The organism is Duganella sp. (genome assembly GCF_039595735.1).
GTDB lineage: Bacteria > Pseudomonadota > Gammaproteobacteria > Burkholderiales > Burkholderiaceae_D > Rugamonas.
The window spans coordinates 26,062-41,531 of sequence record NZ_JBCNLB010000010.1; the positions used below are offsets into that span (position 1 = coordinate 26,062).

Consider the following 15,470-nt stretch of genomic DNA (forward strand, 5'->3'; position numbering starts at 1 on the left):
AGGCATGTTAAAAGAAAAACAAATTGTAGGGCGAAATGGCAGACTTACCTAATCCAGTCGCGACTTGTTACAATTGCCGCTTTGGCACCCGCGATACGGTAAAATCCCAGCATGTCCTATCAAGTCCTCGCCCGTAAATACCGCCCTCGAAACTTCGAAACGCTCGTCGGCCAGGAGCACGTGGTTCGCGCACTGACGCATGCTTTGCATAGCGGCCGGCTGCACCACGCCTATTTGTTCACCGGTACCCGCGGTGTGGGTAAAACCACCTTGTCGCGGATTCTGGCCAAGTCGCTCAATTGCGTCGGGCCGGATGGCACCGGCGGCATCACGGCCACGCCATGCGGCGTGTGCGAGGCTTGCGCGGCGATCGATGCGGGCCGCTTTGTTGATTACATCGAGATGGATGCGGCATCCAACCGCGGCGTCGACGAGATGGCGCAGTTGCTGGAGCAGGCGGTGTACGCGCCGACCAATGCCCGCTTCAAGGTCTATATGATCGACGAGGTGCACATGCTGACCAACCACGCCTTCAACGCGATGCTGAAGACGCTGGAGGAGCCGCCGGAGCACGTCAAGTTCATTCTCGCGACCACCGATCCGCAGAAGATTCCGGTGACGGTGTTGTCGCGCTGCCTGCAATTCAATCTGAAGCAGATGCCGCCGGGGCACATCATCGGCCACCTGGAAAATATTCTGGGGCAGGAGGGCATCACCTTTGAGCAGCCGGCCTTGCGCCTGCTGGCGACCGGTGCGCATGGTTCGATGCGCGATGCCTTGTCGCTGACCGATCAGGCGATTGCGTATGCCGCCGGCGCGGTGACGCTGGATGCGGTGCAGGGCATGCTGGGGGCGCTGGATCAGTCGTACCTGATTCGCCTGCTGGATGCGCTGGCGGCGCAGGACGGTGCCGATCTGCTGGCGGTGGCCGATGAGATGGCCACGCGCAGCCTGTCGTACAACGGCGCTTTGCAGGATCTGGGGACTTTGCTGCACCGGATCGCACTGGCGCAGACCGTGCCGGCGGCGTTGCCCGAGGATTTGCCGGAATACGCGGATATCGTGCGCCTGGCCGGTTTGTTTGATGCGGAAGAGGTGCAGCTGTATTACCAGATTGCTGTGCATGGCCGCAACGAGCTGGGCCTGGCGCCGGATGAATATGCCGGTTTCTCGATGACCCTGCTGCGGATGCTGGCCTTTCGCCCCGGCGTAGGCGGGGCGGAGGGACAACCAGCGGCGGCACCGGCGGTATCGCGCCAGGCGGCGATGGCTTCGGCCCGTGCTGCGGCCGGCGCTACACCGGCACGCGCTGCCGCCAACGTACAGGCGAGCCATGCCAGCGTGGTGCCGCCGTCGGTCATCGCCGGCGCTGCCGCGATGGCGCGCAACGAGGCTGCACCGTCGCCAGCCGCCGCCGCGCTGGCCGCCGCTCAAGCGCCAGCCGCACCAGCGCCGGGCGCCGCAATGGCCGCTCAACCGCCGGCCGCTCAACCGCCAGCCACTGCCGCGCTGGCCGCCGCCCAAGCGCCGGCAGCGCAGTCGCCGGCCGCTGCTGCACAGCCATCGGCCGCTGTACCATTGCCGGCGTCGGCGGCTGCTCCCGCGGCGAGCGCGCCGCCGCCAGCGGCCGCCGCGCCAATCAGCACTGCGCGCGCTGCGATCAACGCTGCCTTGGAAGCCGCGCGCGCCGCATCGCGTCCGGGCGGCGCACGTCCGGCAGCGAGCGCACCGGCCGCAGCGCCAGCGCCCGCTGCACCGCCGTCGCCTCCCAGCGTAAGCGCCGCCTCGACGGCGCCTGCACCATTCGCGCCGCAGAATGCCGCACCACAAGGCGCCGCGTCGCAGACCGTCGCACCGCAAGCTGCCGCGTCTGCCTCATCCGCCCCGCAGACCGCTGCGCCGCAGGCCTTCGCACCGCAAGCCGCTGCGCCTGCTTCATCCGCGCCGCGCACCGTTGCGCCGCAAGGGCCGGGCGCTGCTTATACGCCGCCATCGCCGGCCAGCGCCCATGGCGGCGCGCCGTCGCGTCCGGCGCCGTGGGAAGACATGCCGCCAGCCGATGACGGTGGCGCCGCTGTGATGGAAGCGCCGGCCCGCGTCGCGCCGCCTGCGGCCGCACCGCAGTACGTGGCGCCGGCCCCCCAAGCCAAAGCCAAACCCGCCGTTGCCGAAGAGGACGACCTGCCACCGTGGGTCACCGAATTCTCCGACGACTCCGCCATGCCGGCCCAGGGCGCCGCGCATCCGTACGCCCCCGAGCCGGCCACACCGGCCCTGCAGGCCAACGATCCGCACGCCATTGCCATGCCGGCCCGCGCCGCGCCGGCGCCCGCCAAGGCGCCTTACGAATACGTCATCACGCCGGTCCCTGAACTGAACTGGGACGGCAACTGGCCCGCCGTGGCGGCCGCACTGCCACTGCGCGGCACCGCCCAGCAACTGGCGATGCAAGCCGAAATGGTGAGGTGCTACTTCGAAGGCAATGCCGCCGTATTCGCCCTGCGCGTGCCGATCGAAACCTGGCGCACGCCCGGCAACGTGGAAAAACTGACTACCGCCCTGGCCGAACGCTTTGGCCGTACCGTGCGCGTGGATACCGAACTGGGCGCCGTCTGGTACACCGCCAGCGCCGAGGCGCAAGCCTACCGCGAAGCCTGCCAGCGCGCTGCCGAAGAAACTGTCGCCAACGATCCTTTTGTGAACAGCATGATCCGCGAACTGGACGCCTGGGTGGTCCCTGGCTCCATCGTGCCGCCGCAAACCAGCGCGGCAGCGGCTGCCTGATCGCTTCCCTCAACAATTTACCGCAACACGGAGAACTCCACCATGATGAAGAACCAACTGGCCGGCCTGATGAAACAAGCCCAGGCAATGCAAGAGAACATGAAAAAGGCCCAGGAATCGCTGGCCCTGATCGAAGTGGAAGGCCAGTCGGGTGCCGGCCTGGTCAAGGTTGTGATGACCTGCAAGAACGACGTCAAGCGTGTCTCGATCGACCCGTCGCTGCTGGCGGACGACAAAGACATGCTGGAAGACCTGGTGGCCGCCGCCTTCAACGACGCCGTGCGCAAGGCCGAAGCCACCGCCGCCGAGAAAATGGGCGGCCTGACCGCCGGCATGAACCTGCCGGCCGGCTTCAAGATGCCGTTCTAAGGCCCCATGTCCAAGTCGCTGGAATTCCTGACTGAAGCCCTGCGCCGCTTGCCTGGCGTGGGACCGAAGTCGGCGCAGCGCATGGCGTTCCACCTGCTGCAGCATGACCGCGAAGGCGCGGACATGCTGTCGCGCGCTTTGCATCAGGCAGTCAACGCCGTGCACCACTGCGCGCTCTGCAATACCTTCACCGAAGAAGACGTCTGCGACACCTGCAACGACGATTCGCGCGACCGCCGCCTGCTGTGCGTGGTCGAGACGCCTGCCGATCAACTGATGATCGAGCAGACCCTGACCTACAAGGGCCTGTACTTCGTGCTGATGGGCCGGCTGTCGCCGCTGGACGGCATCGGCCCGAAAGACATCCACCTTGAAAAACTGGTGGCGCGTGCCGCCGACGGCCTGGTCACCGAAGTGGTGCTGGCCACCAATTTCACCAACGAAGGCGAAGCCACCGCCCACTACATTTCCGAGCTGCTGAAGGCGCGCGGCCTGCGCGTGAGCCGGCTGGCGCGCGGCGTGCCGGTCGGCGGCGAGCTGGAATACGTGGACGCCGGCACCATCGCCCGCGCCATGCTGGATCGAAGGACGACATGAGCAAGAACACTTCCGGCCCGCTGGCCGGCATTAAAGTACTGGAACTGGGCACGCTGATCGCGGGCCCTTTTTGTGCGCGCATGCTGGCCGAGTTTGGCGCGGAAGTGATCAAGATTGAATCGCCCGACGGCGGCGACCCGATCCGCAAATGGCGGGTGCTGAAGGATGGCACCTCACTGTGGTGGTCGGTGCAGTCGCGCAACAAGAAATCCCTCACGCTGAACATGAAGCATGCGCAGGGCCGCGAGATCGCGCGCAAGCTGGCGCTGGAGGCCGACATCATCATCGAGAACTACCGTCCCGGCGTGCTGGAGAAATGGGAGCTCGGTTACGAACAATTGAAGGCGGTCGATCCGTCAACCATCATGGTGCGCCTGTCCGGCTTCGGCCAGACCGGACCGATGAAGGATTTGCCGGGCTTTGGCGCCATCGGGGAGTCGATGGGCGGCCTGCGCTATGTGTCCGGCCATGCCGACCGTCCGCCGGTGCGGGTGGGCGTGTCGATCGGTGATTCGGTGGCGGCGCTGCACGGCGTGATCGGCGCCATGATGGCCCTGCGTCACCGCGACGCCACCGGCGGCAAACACAAAGGCGAAGGCCAGATGGTGGACGTGGCCTTGTACGAATCCGTGTTCAACCTGATGGAATCGCTGGTGCCGGAATTCGACCACGCCGGCGTGGTGCGCGAGCGTACCGGCGGCTCGCTGCCGGGCATCGTGCCGTCGAATACCTACACCACCAGGGATGGCGAGAACATCGTCATCGCCGGCAATGGCGACGCCATCTTCAAGCGGCTGGTGCTGGCCATGGGCCGCATCGACCTGGCCGGCAATCCGGAACTGGAGCGCAACGATGGCCGCGTCAAGCACACGCAAATGATCGATGACGCCATCCAGGCCTGGTGCGACACCCAAACCATCGACAGCGCGCTGGAAGTGCTGAAAGCGGCTGACGTCCCGGCCGGCAAAATCTACTCCGTGCGCGACATGATGACCGACCCGCAATTCCTGGCGCGCGAGATGTTCGAACAGCACCAGTTTGCCGACGGCACGCCAGTCAAGCTGCCGGCCATTTCGCCCAAGCTGTCGGCCACGCCGGGCCACACCAAATGGCTGGGGCCGACGCTGGGCCAGCACAACGACGAAGTCCTGCTATCGCTTGGCTACAGCGCTGACGCCATCGCCGCGATGAAGCAGGATGGGGTGCTGTGAGCGCCGCAGCAGTTGCGTGAGCTTAAACCGCGCGGCGAGATCGATGAGCGCCTCATGTTGATCCCATTCCAGCGGAACAATATCTGCGGAGGTCTCATCTGCCGTCAGAACAGCAAAGTCTAGTGCCATCATTGTCTCCTATGGCAGTCACGGAAACATGTTTACCAGATCGCCGTTAAGTCGGGTAATTACGGTAACCACCGAAGTAGCTTTTTTGCTGCGTCTGTCCATGCCGATGTTATGCCCAGCATCAAAAGTGCGCACTATGTGCTGGCGCATGGTTTTGGCCGGGGCGAACTGCGAAGCTTGGTAAATTAACTTGACCAAGTCCTTGCCTGCATTGAATTTACTCTTGTTTGCATGCGTTGGCGATTGCGTGGCGGTATGGTATTTGGCGATGTGGTTCCAGCCCCGTCTGGTGATGTTGATCATGTCATGACGGGCGTGCATTGGTTGGCCAGCATGCGATGGATGGTGTCGGGCGGGGAGGGATGGCCGAGGTAGTAGCCCTGGACCATGTCGCAGCCGTATTGTTCCAGCAGCACCAGTTGCGCATCCGTCTCCACGCCTTCGGCCACCACCGCCATCTTCAGGCCGTGCGCCATGGCGATGATGGCGCGCGTGATGGCGGCGTTTTCCGAATCCAGCGGCAGGCCGCTGATGAAGCTTTTGTCGATCTTGAGCGCGCGCACGTCAAAGCGCTTCAGGTAATTCATCGATGAGTAGCCGGTGCCGAAGTCGTCGATCGACAGGTAGACGCCGATGGCGCGCAGCTGCTCCAGCGTGGACATGGTGGCGCGGGCGTCGTCCATCAACGTACCTTCGGTCAGCTCCAGTTCCAGCAGCTCGGGCGGCAAACCAGTGTCGTGCAGCGCGGAGATCACGCTCTGCGTCAGGTTTTCGTCCTTGAACTGCTTGGCCGACAGGTTGACCGCCACCCGCACCGGCGGCTTGCCCTGCAGTTGCCACGCCATCGCCTGCTGGCAGGCGTTGCGCAACACCCATTCACCGATCGGCACGATCAGCCCGGTCTCCTCGGCCAGCGGGATGAATTCGGTCGGTGAGATGACGCCGCGCTCGGGATGGCGCCAGCGCACCAGCGCTTCAAAGCCGACGATGCGCGAACTGGCAACGTCGATCTGCGGCTGGTACAGCAGATACAGCTCATCGTTCTGCAAGGCCTTGCGCAGGCCGACTTCCAGCTTGACGTGGCTCATGATCTGCATGGTCAGCGAGGAACTGTACAGTTTGGCGTTGTTCTTGCCGCAGTTCTTGGCGTGGTACATGGCGGTGTCGGCGTATTTGAGCAGCGAGTTGCAGTCCTCGCCATCCTCCGGATACAAGGAGATGCCGATGCTGGCGGTGACGAAGATTTCGTGCGCATCCAGCAGGAAGGGGCGGCGCATGGCTTCCTTCACGCGGTGCGCGACGTTCAGCGCGTTCTCCACCCGCTCCAGGTCGGGAATCAGAATGGTGAATTCGTCGCCGCCCAGTCGTGCCAGGTTGGTGGCGCCTTCGTTGCGCGAGACCAGGTCGCCCGGCCGCGTGGTCTCGCGCAGGCGTTCGGAGACGGCTTTCAGCAGGTGGTCGCCAACGTCGTGGCCCAGTGTGTCGTTGATGCGCTTGAAGGCGTCCAGGTCCATGAACAGCACCGCGAACTTTTTATTGGCCTTGCGCGAGCGCACCAGCTCGGCCTCCAGGGTTTCCAGGAAGGCCTGGCGGTTGGGGATGCCGGTCAGCGAATCACAATAGGCCAGGCGGCGGATCTGCTCCTCGCTGCGCTTGCGCTCGCTGATGTCGCGCACCAGCCCCAGCACCTCGTCCGGCCCGGTGGCCACCAGCCGTGCTTCAAAGTGGCGCACCGGCAGCGGTGCCGGATGCTCGCCCTGCCGCGCGCGCGGCGCCGGACCAGGCAGAGGCAACTGGTAATCCAGCGAGCGGATATGCTGGGTGTCGAGCACGGTATGCACTTGCTCCAGCATGTGCCCGGCGATATCGGGCGGCAGCACCTGGCTCAGGTGCCGGCCCACGCACAGGTCGGTGGAGAAGACGTTGCTGGCTTCGTGGCCCTGCTCGTAGTCGAGGTAGTAGCCGTCCTTGTTCATGCGGAAGAAGGTGTCGGGGATGGCGGCCAGCACTGCGCGGTGCTGGGCGTCGGCAATGCGCAGGCGGCTGATGGCGTCGCTGGCACGCAGCACGTACAGCACGCGGTGGCCGAGGATGGGCCAGTTGATCGGCTTGGAGACGAAATCGGTGGCGCCGGCCTCGTAGGCACGGGTCACTGATTCCAGTTCGTCGCCGCCGGTGACCATGATGATCGGCACGGCGGCCTGCGCTTCCAGCCGGCGGATTTCGCGGCACACGCTGAAGCCGTCCATGCCGGGCATGTCGACATCCAGCAGCACCAGGTCAGGCGTGACGCTCTGGAAGCTGGCCAGCGCTTGCACGCCGTCCTCGGCTTCGATGGCGTCGAGGCCGACCTGGGCCAGCATTTCCAGCATCAGCAGACGCATGGTGGGATCGTCGTCTGCGACCAGTACCAGGCCGCGCTTGGGGGAAGTTGCCATGATCAGGTTTCCTTTTCCAGGAGAGCTCCCAACGCCTGCCGCGCGGCCTGGAAAGAGTGTTCCATGTCAGCCAGCAGTGCTGCGGCGCCGGCGGTGGTGTTATTGCGTCCGAGTTGTTCAAGTTCCTTGCTGTGCCGCGCCAGTGCGTCGGCGCCGACATTGGCGCTGCTGGACTTGAGGCTGTGCGCGGCCTTGCGCAGCTGACCGGCATCGCCGGCGCTGATTGCTTGCTGGATGGTATGCAGGTGCTGCGGGGTGTCGCGCAGGAAGGCTTGCAGTACGCGCTCCAGCAGGGCGTCGCCGTTGGCGGGGCTGAGGGCACGGATGTTGTCCAGGGCTTGGCGGTTGATGGTGTCGTCCTGCGCGCTGGGCGCCTCGGCCGGCGCCGGCGCCGTGCGCGGCAGGCTGATCCAGCGCGACAGGGTCTGCCCCAGCGCCTGTTGGGTGAAGGGCTTGCTCAGATAGTCGTCCATGCCGGCTGCCAGGCAGGATTCGCGGTCGCCTTGCAGCGCGTTGGCGGTGATGGCGATGATGGGCATGCTGCGGGCGCGGCCGCGCTGCTGCTCGTGGCGGCGGATTTCGCTGGTGGCGGCAAAGCCGTCCATCACCGGCATCTGGCAATCCATGAGAATGAGGTCGAAGTCATCGGCTTGCACCGAGTGCAGCGCTTCTTCGCCGTTGCTGGCGCGGCTGACGTCCAGCCCGAGGCCTTCCAGCATGGCGCTGGCCACTTCCACATTGACCGGGTTGTCTTCGGCCAGCAGCACCTTGCGGCGCTTGCGCGGCCGGCTGCCGCTGGTGAGCGTCGTGACGGGCGGCGCGGCCGGCGCCACGGCGGCGTGCAAGAGCGCCGGCGCCGGCGCGGCGTTGGCAGCGGCCGGCCGGAGCTCGCGTCCGCGCGCCGGCGTGGTGATGGCATCGTACAGATCGCACTCGCGCGGCGGCTTGATGAGCTGGAAGGCGACGCCCGCTTCGCGCTGCTGCACGCTGTCGGCCGCGTTGCGTTCGGTGCTCAGCAACAGCAGCCGCGTGGCCGCCAGCGCGGTTTCGCTGTGGATGGCCGCCGCCAGCGCCAGGCCGCTGGTGCGCGGCTGTTCCATGTCGAGCAGCACCACATCATAGGCATGACCGCCGGCCAGCGCTTGCCGCAGTCGGGGCAGGGCGTCGTTGGCGCAGGCGCAGGCGCAGGTGATGCGCCAGGCCGCCAATTGCCGCTCCAGTGCAGCGCGGCTGGCGGGATTTTCATCGACAATCAAAGCGCGGATTCCCTGTGTTGCGGTGGATGGATCGTCGCTGTCTATGCGACGTTTATCAAAATTTACGGCAAACCAAAACACCGATCCTTGAGTTAGCGCATGGTCGACGCCTATCGCGCCGCCCATCAGCTCCACCAGTTGTTTTGAGATCGCCAGTCCCAGCCCCGTGCCGCCGTGCTTGCGTGTGGTGGAGCCGTCGGCCTGGGAGAACGAATCAAAGATGCGCGCGCGCGCCTCGGCAGAGACGCCGATGCCGGTGTCGTGCACCTCGAAGCGCAGTCCGACCGCTTGCGCATCCTCCTGCGCCACCACGACCTTGACCGTGATCTGGCCGGCGTCGGTGAACTTGATGGCATTGCCCAGCAGGTTGAACATCACCTGGCGCAGCCGGTTGGGATCGCCGCATACGCCGAGCGGAATGTTGTGCGCGATGTCCAGCTGCAGCTGCAAGCCCTTGGCCTGCGCCTGCGGGGTGAAGACATTGTCGATGTCGTCCAGCAGATCGCGGAAGTTGAAGTGGATGTATTCCACCGTCAGCTTGCCGGCCTCGATCTTGGAAAAGTCGAGGATGTCGTTGATGATTACCAGCAGGTGCTCGCCGGAGCGCTTGACCATCTCGGTGTAGTGGCGCTGCTGCTCGCTCAGGCGCGTGGCCAGCAGCAGCTCGGTCATGCCCAGCACCCCGTTCATCGGGGTGCGGATTTCGTGGCTCATGGTGGCCAGGAAGGCGCTCTTGGCCTGGCTGGCGGTTTCGGCGGCGTTCTTGGCTTTTTCCAGTTGTTCGGTACGCACGCTGACCTGGCGTTCCAGCTGGTCGCGGTACTGGGCCAGGGCGGCGTCACGGCCTTCCACCTGCGCCAGCATATCGTTAAAGCTGTCGATCAGCGCGCCCAGCTCGTCATTGCGGTGGTGGACGATGCGCGGCGTGGCCTGGCCGCGGCTGACCTGCTGGGCTGCCGCGATCAGCTTGCCGACCGGTTCGGCAATGCTGCCCTTGAAGCGGGCCGCCGTCAGCAACGCCATCATGAACGACAGCGCGGCGGCCACGGCGGCGGCGCCGAGGTTTTTCAGGATATCCAGCCACATGCGGGTGAGGCTGCCTTCGACCATGACTACGCCGCTGGCCTCGTCGCCTTCGCGCACGATGCGGTAGACGCGCATGGCGGGCGCCCAGGGGAGGCCGCTGCGTTCGGTGTACAGGTCGGCAGCCGCGCCCGTAGCGGTCAGCGCCTCGGGCCCGCTCTGCCCGGGCGGCAGGTGCGGCGACAGGTAGCGCGCCAGCAGCGTGCCCTCGCTGTCGTACAGGGCCGCTTGCAGGATATCGTCTTCCATCGCCAGCGTCGACAGGGTCTGGGCGGCCTGGCGGCGGTCGGCGTACAGCAGCGCGGTCTTGCTGTTGTTGCCGATCACGCCCGCCAGCGAGGACAGCTGCTGGCGCGCGTCGTCACTGTGGCTGAGCACGGACGTGGCGGCAAACGCCACGAACACCAGCAGCAGCGCGCTGCCGGTGGACAGCACGGACATGATGGTCAGTTTCTGACTCAGACCGGAGCGTTCAAAGTTGAACATCGCGTGGGCCCATGCATAAATGAATGCCAATAAGAAAAATATAGGCATCAGGCAAGCTCGGCTTTGATGTACATCTAATGCGGGCACGTTTGCGCTGCCTCAAACAACGCGCGGCGCAGCGTTGCAAGCTGGGAGGATGGAACGCAAAAAAATCTTGTTGGTGGCGGAGGCGGTGACGCTGGCCCACGTGGGCCGGCCGCTGGCGCTGGCGCGCACGCTGGACCGCCAGCGCTACGAAGTGCACCTGGCTTGCGCGCCAGGTTATGAGATGTTTATCAAGGGCAGCGACGTCACCAGCTGGCCCCTGCACAGCATTGCCAGCGCGCGCTTTCTGGCGGCGCTGGCGGCCGGCAAGCCGGTGTACGATGCGCACACCCTGGGCAGGTATGTGCTGGACGATATGCGCCTGTTGCAGGCGCTGCGGCCGGATGTGGTGATCGGCGACTTCCGCCTGTCGCTGTCGGTCAGCGCGCGCCTGGCTGAGGTGCCGTATGTGAGCGTGATCAACGCCTACTGGAGTCCCTACGTGCAGCAGCGCTACCGGGTGCCGGCGCTGCCGCTGGCGCGCCTGTTGCCGATTCCGCTGGCTGAGCGCGTCTTCGCGCTGGTGCGGCCGCTGGCGTTTGCGCTGCACAGCCGCCCGCTCAACCGCGTGCGCCGCGCCTACCATCTGCCATCGCTGGGACATGATTTGCGGCGCATTTACACCGATGCCGACCACGTGCTGTATGCCGACATTCCGGAAATATTCCCGGCGCACGATTTGCCGATGACGCATTCCTACCTGGGGCCGGTGACCTGGTCGCCGCCCACCGAGGCGCCGCCGTGGTGGGATGCCTTGCCGGGCGGGCGCGACCTCGTCTACGTCACGCTGGGCAGTTCCGGGCAGGGCGCCTTGTTGCCGAAAGTGCTGCAGGCGCTGGCGCCGCTGCCGCTGACGGTGATCGCCGCCACCGCCGGCACCATCACGCCCGGCCTGCTGCCGGACAATGCGCGGGTGGCCACCTACCTGCCGGGCGAGCAGGCCGCGCGGCGCGCGCGGCTGGTAATCTGCAACGGCGGCAGCCCGACCAGCCAGCAGGCGCTGGCGGCCGGCGTGCCGGTGCTGGGCGTGGCCGGCAATCTGGATCAATACCTGAATATGGACGGGGTGGTGCGGGCCGGCGCCGGCGCGCTGCTGCGCTCGGACCGGCTGGCGGAGGAGCAACTGCGCGCCACGGCGTTGCGGCTGCTGGAACAGCCGGAGCCGCGCGCGGCGGCGCAGCGGGTGGCGCAGCAATTCCAGCGTTACGATGCCGGCGCGCGGCTGGACGCGCTGTTGTCACACATCTTGCAGCAATAAAAAAGCGGATCGGGCGGGAGAGACCGATCCGCTGTAAAAGACCGCTGCTGCGGTCACGACTGCACTTTGCGGCGCGTGCCCAGCGCGAGTCCCGCGAAGCCCAGTCCGATCAGTGCCAGGGTGGCCGGCTCCGGAATGGTGGCAAAGCTTTGCGACGAGTCCACCTTGAGGAAGGGCACTGTGGTGGGCGTGGAACCGTCCCACATCATGGTTGGGGTGAAGAACGACGGCACGTTGGTGGTGCCGGTGAATTTGTCGACAAAGATGGAGCCGGTGACGGCATCCAGGTAGTTGGGGTCGACATAGTCGATCATGAAGCGCGAGTCGAACGAGCCGGTGCCGACTGCGCCGGAGGCGCTGAAGCTGGCCTCGTTGAACACGAGGTGGCCGGACATGATCATGATGCCGTCGCCATCGCCGCCGCCACCGCCGCAACCGGCGGAGGTGACGCCTTCGCCGTAGCAGCGCACGGTGTTGCCGCCGTTACCGGGCACGGCTTTGCTGCCGTCGGTGATGTTATCGAGGAAGATGGCGAGGTTTTGCACGCCGGGACGCAGCGGGTCGACGTCCATGGCGGCCGATTGCGAGGCCGGCATGCCGAAGTTGACGGTGGTGGCGGTTTGCGCGGTGACCAGTTCCTGGAAGCGCACCACTTTGCTGATTTCAAAGTTGCTGTTCAGCCCGGCCGGCGTGACGATGGCGGGGATGTTGCTGTTGGACATAGTACCGACCACCATTTGCGAGCGCAGTTCGGTCAGGTAGGGCGCGTTGGCGCCCGGGCCGACGATGCGGCCGGGAACGAAACCGGTGGCCAGACCGGTGTCGGTGACGTTGGTCCACAGATCGGCAAAGGTGGTGTAGGTGCCGGTGCCGGTGGGATCAAGGCCGAGGGTGGGGCCGGCGCTGGCGGTCAGCGGCGCCGCCAGTGCGGCTGCCAGCATGGCGCCGGCCAGCGCGGGTTGGTAGGTTTTCATGGATGCTCCTCGAAGTAGGGCCACGGGAATCGAAGCCGTGACGATCAAAGAGCAAAAGCCTTGCCAGTACTGGTGTTCCTTGTGAAATCAGGGACTTGCGCACGGCGTGCCGGCGTTTCGGCCGCGCGGTGTAAAAAAATCCGTCACGGCGCGGCCTTGATGCGGCGGGCCGGAATGCCGCCCCAGATTTCGCCGGCGCCGATCCGGGTATCCTTGGTGACCACCGCGCCGGTCGAGACGATGGCGTTGTCACCGATGTGCACGCCGGCCATCACCACCGCCTTGGCGCCGATGGTGACGGTATTGCCGATGTGGACCGCCTTCAACTCCAGCCGCGCGCCCTCGATCACGTGGGCAAACACCACGGCGTCATGGCCGATGATGGTATTGCTGCCGATGCGCGTGAGCGGCGGATCGAGCAGGGCGCCGGCGCTGTAGGTGTTGGCGCCCAGCTCGGCGCCCAGCGCCAGGTAAATCAGGCGCTGCAACGGCACCGGAATGAAGTGGGTGCGGATCAGCGAGTTGAACAGCAGCAGGTAGAACAGGATGTTGACGTTGGCCGCCAGTTCCTGGCGCGAGTGTTCCGCCACCTCGCCCTCGCGCAGCGGCAGCGCCAGCAGGAAGCAGCGGTAGACCAGGAAGGCATACAGGTACACCAGCAGCAGCGCCAGCATCACCAGCGTGACGCCGCGGAAATCGCCCAGCGGCAGCTGGCCGAACAGCAGCGCGGTGGTAGCGATGGCCAGCAGCAGGATCAGCGTCAGCAGGCCGAGGAATACCGCGATCTGGCCCGGCTTGATGGCGCGCATCATGCACTCCCGGGGGCCACCAGCAGGTCGCGCAGCGGCCGCCGCAGCGAGCGCGAGCGCGCCGCCTGGCCGGCGCCAATGCGGCCCATGAATACGGCCGCGTGCCAGTCCTGCTGGCCGACCAGCGCTTCGCCCCGGCGCGACACCTGCAGCGCTTGCTCCTGCATGCCGGAGGTGGCGGAAAACACGCGGCCTTCGCGCACGTAGCGGGTGAAGATCAGCGGCGTCATTTCGGGCTGCAGCTGCAAGCCCAGCGCGGTGGCGGTCAGCCAGAAGCGCTGCATGGCGCGGCCGGCGGCAATGTAATCGTCGATGCGGTGCGGAGCGTGATCAGCCACCAGCAGGAAGTGGGCGGCGCAGGCCAGGCTGGGAATCAGGTCCATCTGCAGGCTGGGCGGCAGTGTGCCGGCCAGCCAGGTGTTGAAGAAGTGAACCCGGCGCCAGTCCTGCAGCACCCAGCGCATCAGCCGGGTGGTCATGGCGTCCGCGCCCAGCGCCTGGTCGGGGATGCGGTCCTCGCTGTAGCGGGCGTTCCATTCGATGACGGATTGGTGCACGCGATGCGCTTCGGGCATGGTCAGGCGCAGCCTGGCGTTGCGGAACATCAGGCGCGCGGCGGCCAGCCGTTGCGGACCCTCCAGCCAGCGCACGCGGTAGCCGGCCGGCAGCGCCAGATTCAGCGCCGATTTTTCGGCGGGCGTCAGCGGCCGGCGGCTCAGTGCGCGCCGCTGCACGCTGCGCGCCTGGATGGCGTCCGCCAGCGGATCGGGCGCCATGCCGGGCGAAGGCAGGAATTCGATGCTGAAAGTGGGGCGGGTGTCCGGGGTGTCGGTATGACGGATGGCGCGCATTTCCAGTGCGCAGGTGCTGGCGGCAATCGCCATGGTTTCCAGCAGCGCGCCGAGCGACATCTGACTGGGGTGGCCGTCCAGATCGTAGACACAGTGGTCGCGCGTGTCGTGGCCGTGCACCACCAGCCGGTGCGCGTCAAGGATTTCAAAGCGCCACGGCTGGGTGTTGTCGCCGCTGGGCGCCCAGCGCGCCAGTTCGAGGATGTGCTCCATCGTGTTCATGTCTTATCTCCGGGCCGTCGTCGCCGCGCCAGCATCATGGCCAGACGTTGCAAGGGATTGCGGTTGCCGCCGGGACGCCAGGTGCGCACCAGCTTGTTGCGATAGGCGTCGAACTGGTAAGCCCACGGGGCTGGCCGCGCCCCGCCGCGTTGCAGCAGTATCTTCAGCGCTTCGGTGGCCGCCGCGCCGGCGCACAGTTCGCAACCCATGATGGTAGACGGGCCGCGCTGCTCTTTCAAGTTGATGGTCGAGGGATCGACCAGGTAACCGCCATGCAAGCCGGCCGGCGCCAGCCCGACCAGGAAGCGCAGGGCTTTTTCCATGTCCGGCCGGTCGCCCCAGTCAAAGTATTCCTCGAACGTCATGTGGCCGGGCAGGAAATTCAGCACCGCCGTGCCCATGCCCAGCGGCGCCGCCGTCACGGCCGGGATGCCGAGCCGGGCGCAGGCGGCAAAGGTGGCTTGCCGGGCACCGAAGGCAAAGAAATCCAGGCCATCGACGTACAAGTCTACACCTTCAAAGAAGGTGGCCAGATTGTCCTGGCTGACGCCGGCAGGAAAGCGCGCCAGCTTGAGCTCGGGGTTGATGTCCAGCGCCATGGCGGCCAGCACGTCCACCTTGGGCTGGCCCAGCGAGGAGATGGTGGCGCCGACTTGCCGGTTGAAGTTGGCGATGTCGAACGTGTCGAAGTCGGCAATGTGGAAAGCGCCGATACCCAGCCGCGCCAGCGTCAGCAGATGCACGCCGCCGACGCCGCCCATGCCGGCAATCGCCACGCGCTTGTGGCGCAGCGCGGCCTGCTCGGCCGGGGTAACCCAGCCGATATTGCGCGCGTATGCCTGTTGGTAAATGTAAGCCATCTTGCTTGGATGGCAGGGCACGCTGAAAGTTCCGTCGAGGACGGAAAAAAATGTCATGC

General features: G+C 66.0%; 12 protein-coding genes. 5 read left to right on the plus strand and 7 right to left on the minus strand.

The features are described from left to right. Positions 1–111: 111 nt before the first annotated feature. Genes dnaX through ABDW57_RS17340 form a run of 4 tightly spaced genes read left to right on the plus strand, consistent with a single transcriptional unit; the run spans position 112 to position 4,961 of the window. A complete protein-coding gene (gene dnaX, locus ABDW57_RS17325; RefSeq protein ID WP_343731420.1) occupies positions 112–2,784 on the plus strand; it encodes a DNA polymerase III subunit gamma/tau in 2,673 nt (890 codons plus the stop codon). Positions 2,785–2,826: 42 nt separating this feature from the next. Then, positions 2,827–3,153, plus strand: coding sequence for a YbaB/EbfC family nucleoid-associated protein (locus ABDW57_RS17330; RefSeq protein ID WP_343731421.1), 327 nt, complete (start codon positions 2,827–2,829; stop codon positions 3,151–3,153). A gap of 6 nt (positions 3,154–3,159) precedes the next feature. After that, positions 3,160–3,750, plus strand: a complete 591-nt coding sequence (gene recR / locus ABDW57_RS17335) for a recombination mediator RecR (RefSeq protein ID WP_343731422.1) — start codon at positions 3,160–3,162, stop codon at positions 3,748–3,750. Beyond that, positions 3,747–4,961 (plus strand): CaiB/BaiF CoA-transferase family protein, encoded by a 1,215-nt coding sequence (locus ABDW57_RS17340; RefSeq protein ID WP_343731423.1) that lies wholly within the window; start codon positions 3,747–3,749, stop codon positions 4,959–4,961. Before recR ends, ABDW57_RS17340 begins: the two co-directional genes overlap by 4 nt. 147 nt (positions 4,962–5,108) lie before the next feature. Here the strand turns inward: ABDW57_RS17340 and ABDW57_RS17345 are convergent, their stop codons facing one another. From ABDW57_RS17345 to ABDW57_RS17355, 3 genes are read right to left on the minus strand one after another with little or no spacing between them, the layout of a single operon-like run. Next, positions 5,109–5,393 carry a hypothetical protein gene (locus tag ABDW57_RS17345; protein ID WP_343731424.1) on the minus strand — a complete coding sequence of 95 codons (285 nt, stop codon included), beginning with the start codon at positions 5,391–5,393 and terminating at the stop codon, positions 5,109–5,111. Next, positions 5,390–7,528 carry an EAL domain-containing protein gene (locus ABDW57_RS17350; protein ID WP_343731425.1) on the minus strand — a complete coding sequence of 713 codons (2,139 nt, stop codon included), beginning with the start codon at positions 7,526–7,528 and terminating at the stop codon, positions 5,390–5,392. The genes ABDW57_RS17345 and ABDW57_RS17350 overlap by 4 nt, the downstream gene beginning before the upstream one ends. A 2-nt stretch (positions 7,529–7,530) precedes the next feature. Beyond that, positions 7,531–10,353, minus strand: a complete 2,823-nt coding sequence (locus tag ABDW57_RS17355) for a response regulator (protein WP_343731426.1) — start codon at positions 10,351–10,353, stop codon at positions 7,531–7,533. 136 nt (positions 10,354–10,489) lie between these two features. On the opposite strand from ABDW57_RS17355, the gene ABDW57_RS17360 reads away from it, so the two are divergent. Beyond that, entirely contained in the window at positions 10,490–11,695 is a 1,206-nt protein-coding gene (locus ABDW57_RS17360; protein ID WP_343731427.1) for a glycosyltransferase, read from the plus strand. A gap of 53 nt (positions 11,696–11,748) precedes the next feature. Here the strand turns inward: ABDW57_RS17360 and ABDW57_RS17365 are convergent, their stop codons facing one another. The 4 genes from ABDW57_RS17365 to ABDW57_RS17380 form a co-directional block, all read right to left on the minus strand. Continuing rightward, a complete protein-coding gene (locus ABDW57_RS17365; RefSeq protein WP_343731428.1) occupies positions 11,749–12,669 on the minus strand; it encodes a PEP-CTERM sorting domain-containing protein in 921 nt (306 codons plus the stop codon). Between the two features lie 143 nt (positions 12,670–12,812). Continuing rightward, the gene (locus ABDW57_RS17370; protein WP_343731429.1) at positions 12,813–13,481 is read right to left on the minus strand and encodes a DapH/DapD/GlmU-related protein; all 669 of its coding nucleotides are present in this window, start codon (positions 13,479–13,481) and stop codon (positions 12,813–12,815) included. Continuing rightward, on the minus strand, positions 13,478–14,551 hold the full coding sequence (locus tag ABDW57_RS17375) for a molybdopterin biosynthesis protein MoeY (RefSeq protein ID WP_343731430.1): 1,074 nt from the start codon (positions 14,549–14,551) through the stop codon (positions 13,478–13,480). Before ABDW57_RS17375 ends, ABDW57_RS17370 begins: the two co-directional genes overlap by 4 nt. Next, positions 14,548–15,411, minus strand: coding sequence for a ThiF family adenylyltransferase (locus ABDW57_RS17380; protein ID WP_343731431.1), 864 nt, complete (start codon positions 15,409–15,411; stop codon positions 14,548–14,550). The genes ABDW57_RS17375 and ABDW57_RS17380 overlap by 4 nt, the downstream gene beginning before the upstream one ends. Positions 15,412–15,470 lie beyond the last annotated feature (59 nt).

Excerpts from the sequence above, each read along its gene's own strand:
- recR (WP_343731422.1), top strand. The coding sequence starts at position 3,160 with ATGTCCAAGTCGCTGGAATTCCTGACTGAAGCCCTGCGCCGCTTGCCT.
- ABDW57_RS17375 (WP_343731430.1), bottom strand. The coding sequence starts at position 14,551 with ATGAACACGATGGAGCACATCCTCGAACTGGCGCGCTGGGCGCCCAGC.
- ABDW57_RS17355 (WP_343731426.1), bottom strand. The coding sequence starts at position 10,353 with ATGTTCAACTTTGAACGCTCCGGTCTGAGTCAGAAACTGACCATCATG.
- ABDW57_RS17330 (WP_343731421.1), top strand. The coding sequence starts at position 2,827 with ATGATGAAGAACCAACTGGCCGGCCTGATGAAACAAGCCCAGGCAATG.
- ABDW57_RS17365 (WP_343731428.1), bottom strand. The coding sequence starts at position 12,669 with ATGAAAACCTACCAACCCGCGCTGGCCGGCGCCATGCTGGCAGCCGCA.
- ABDW57_RS17345 (WP_343731424.1), bottom strand. The coding sequence starts at position 5,393 with ATGATCAACATCACCAGACGGGGCTGGAACCACATCGCCAAATACCAT.
- ABDW57_RS17380 (WP_343731431.1), bottom strand. The coding sequence starts at position 15,411 with ATGGCTTACATTTACCAACAGGCATACGCGCGCAATATCGGCTGGGTT.
- dnaX (WP_343731420.1), top strand. The coding sequence starts at position 112 with ATGTCCTATCAAGTCCTCGCCCGTAAATACCGCCCTCGAAACTTCGAA.
- ABDW57_RS17350 (WP_343731425.1), bottom strand. The coding sequence starts at position 7,528 with ATGGCAACTTCCCCCAAGCGCGGCCTGGTACTGGTCGCAGACGACGAT.
- ABDW57_RS17370 (WP_343731429.1), bottom strand. The coding sequence starts at position 13,481 with ATGATGCGCGCCATCAAGCCGGGCCAGATCGCGGTATTCCTCGGCCTG.
- ABDW57_RS17360 (WP_343731427.1), top strand. The coding sequence starts at position 10,490 with ATGGAACGCAAAAAAATCTTGTTGGTGGCGGAGGCGGTGACGCTGGCC.
- ABDW57_RS17340 (WP_343731423.1), top strand. The coding sequence starts at position 3,747 with ATGAGCAAGAACACTTCCGGCCCGCTGGCCGGCATTAAAGTACTGGAA.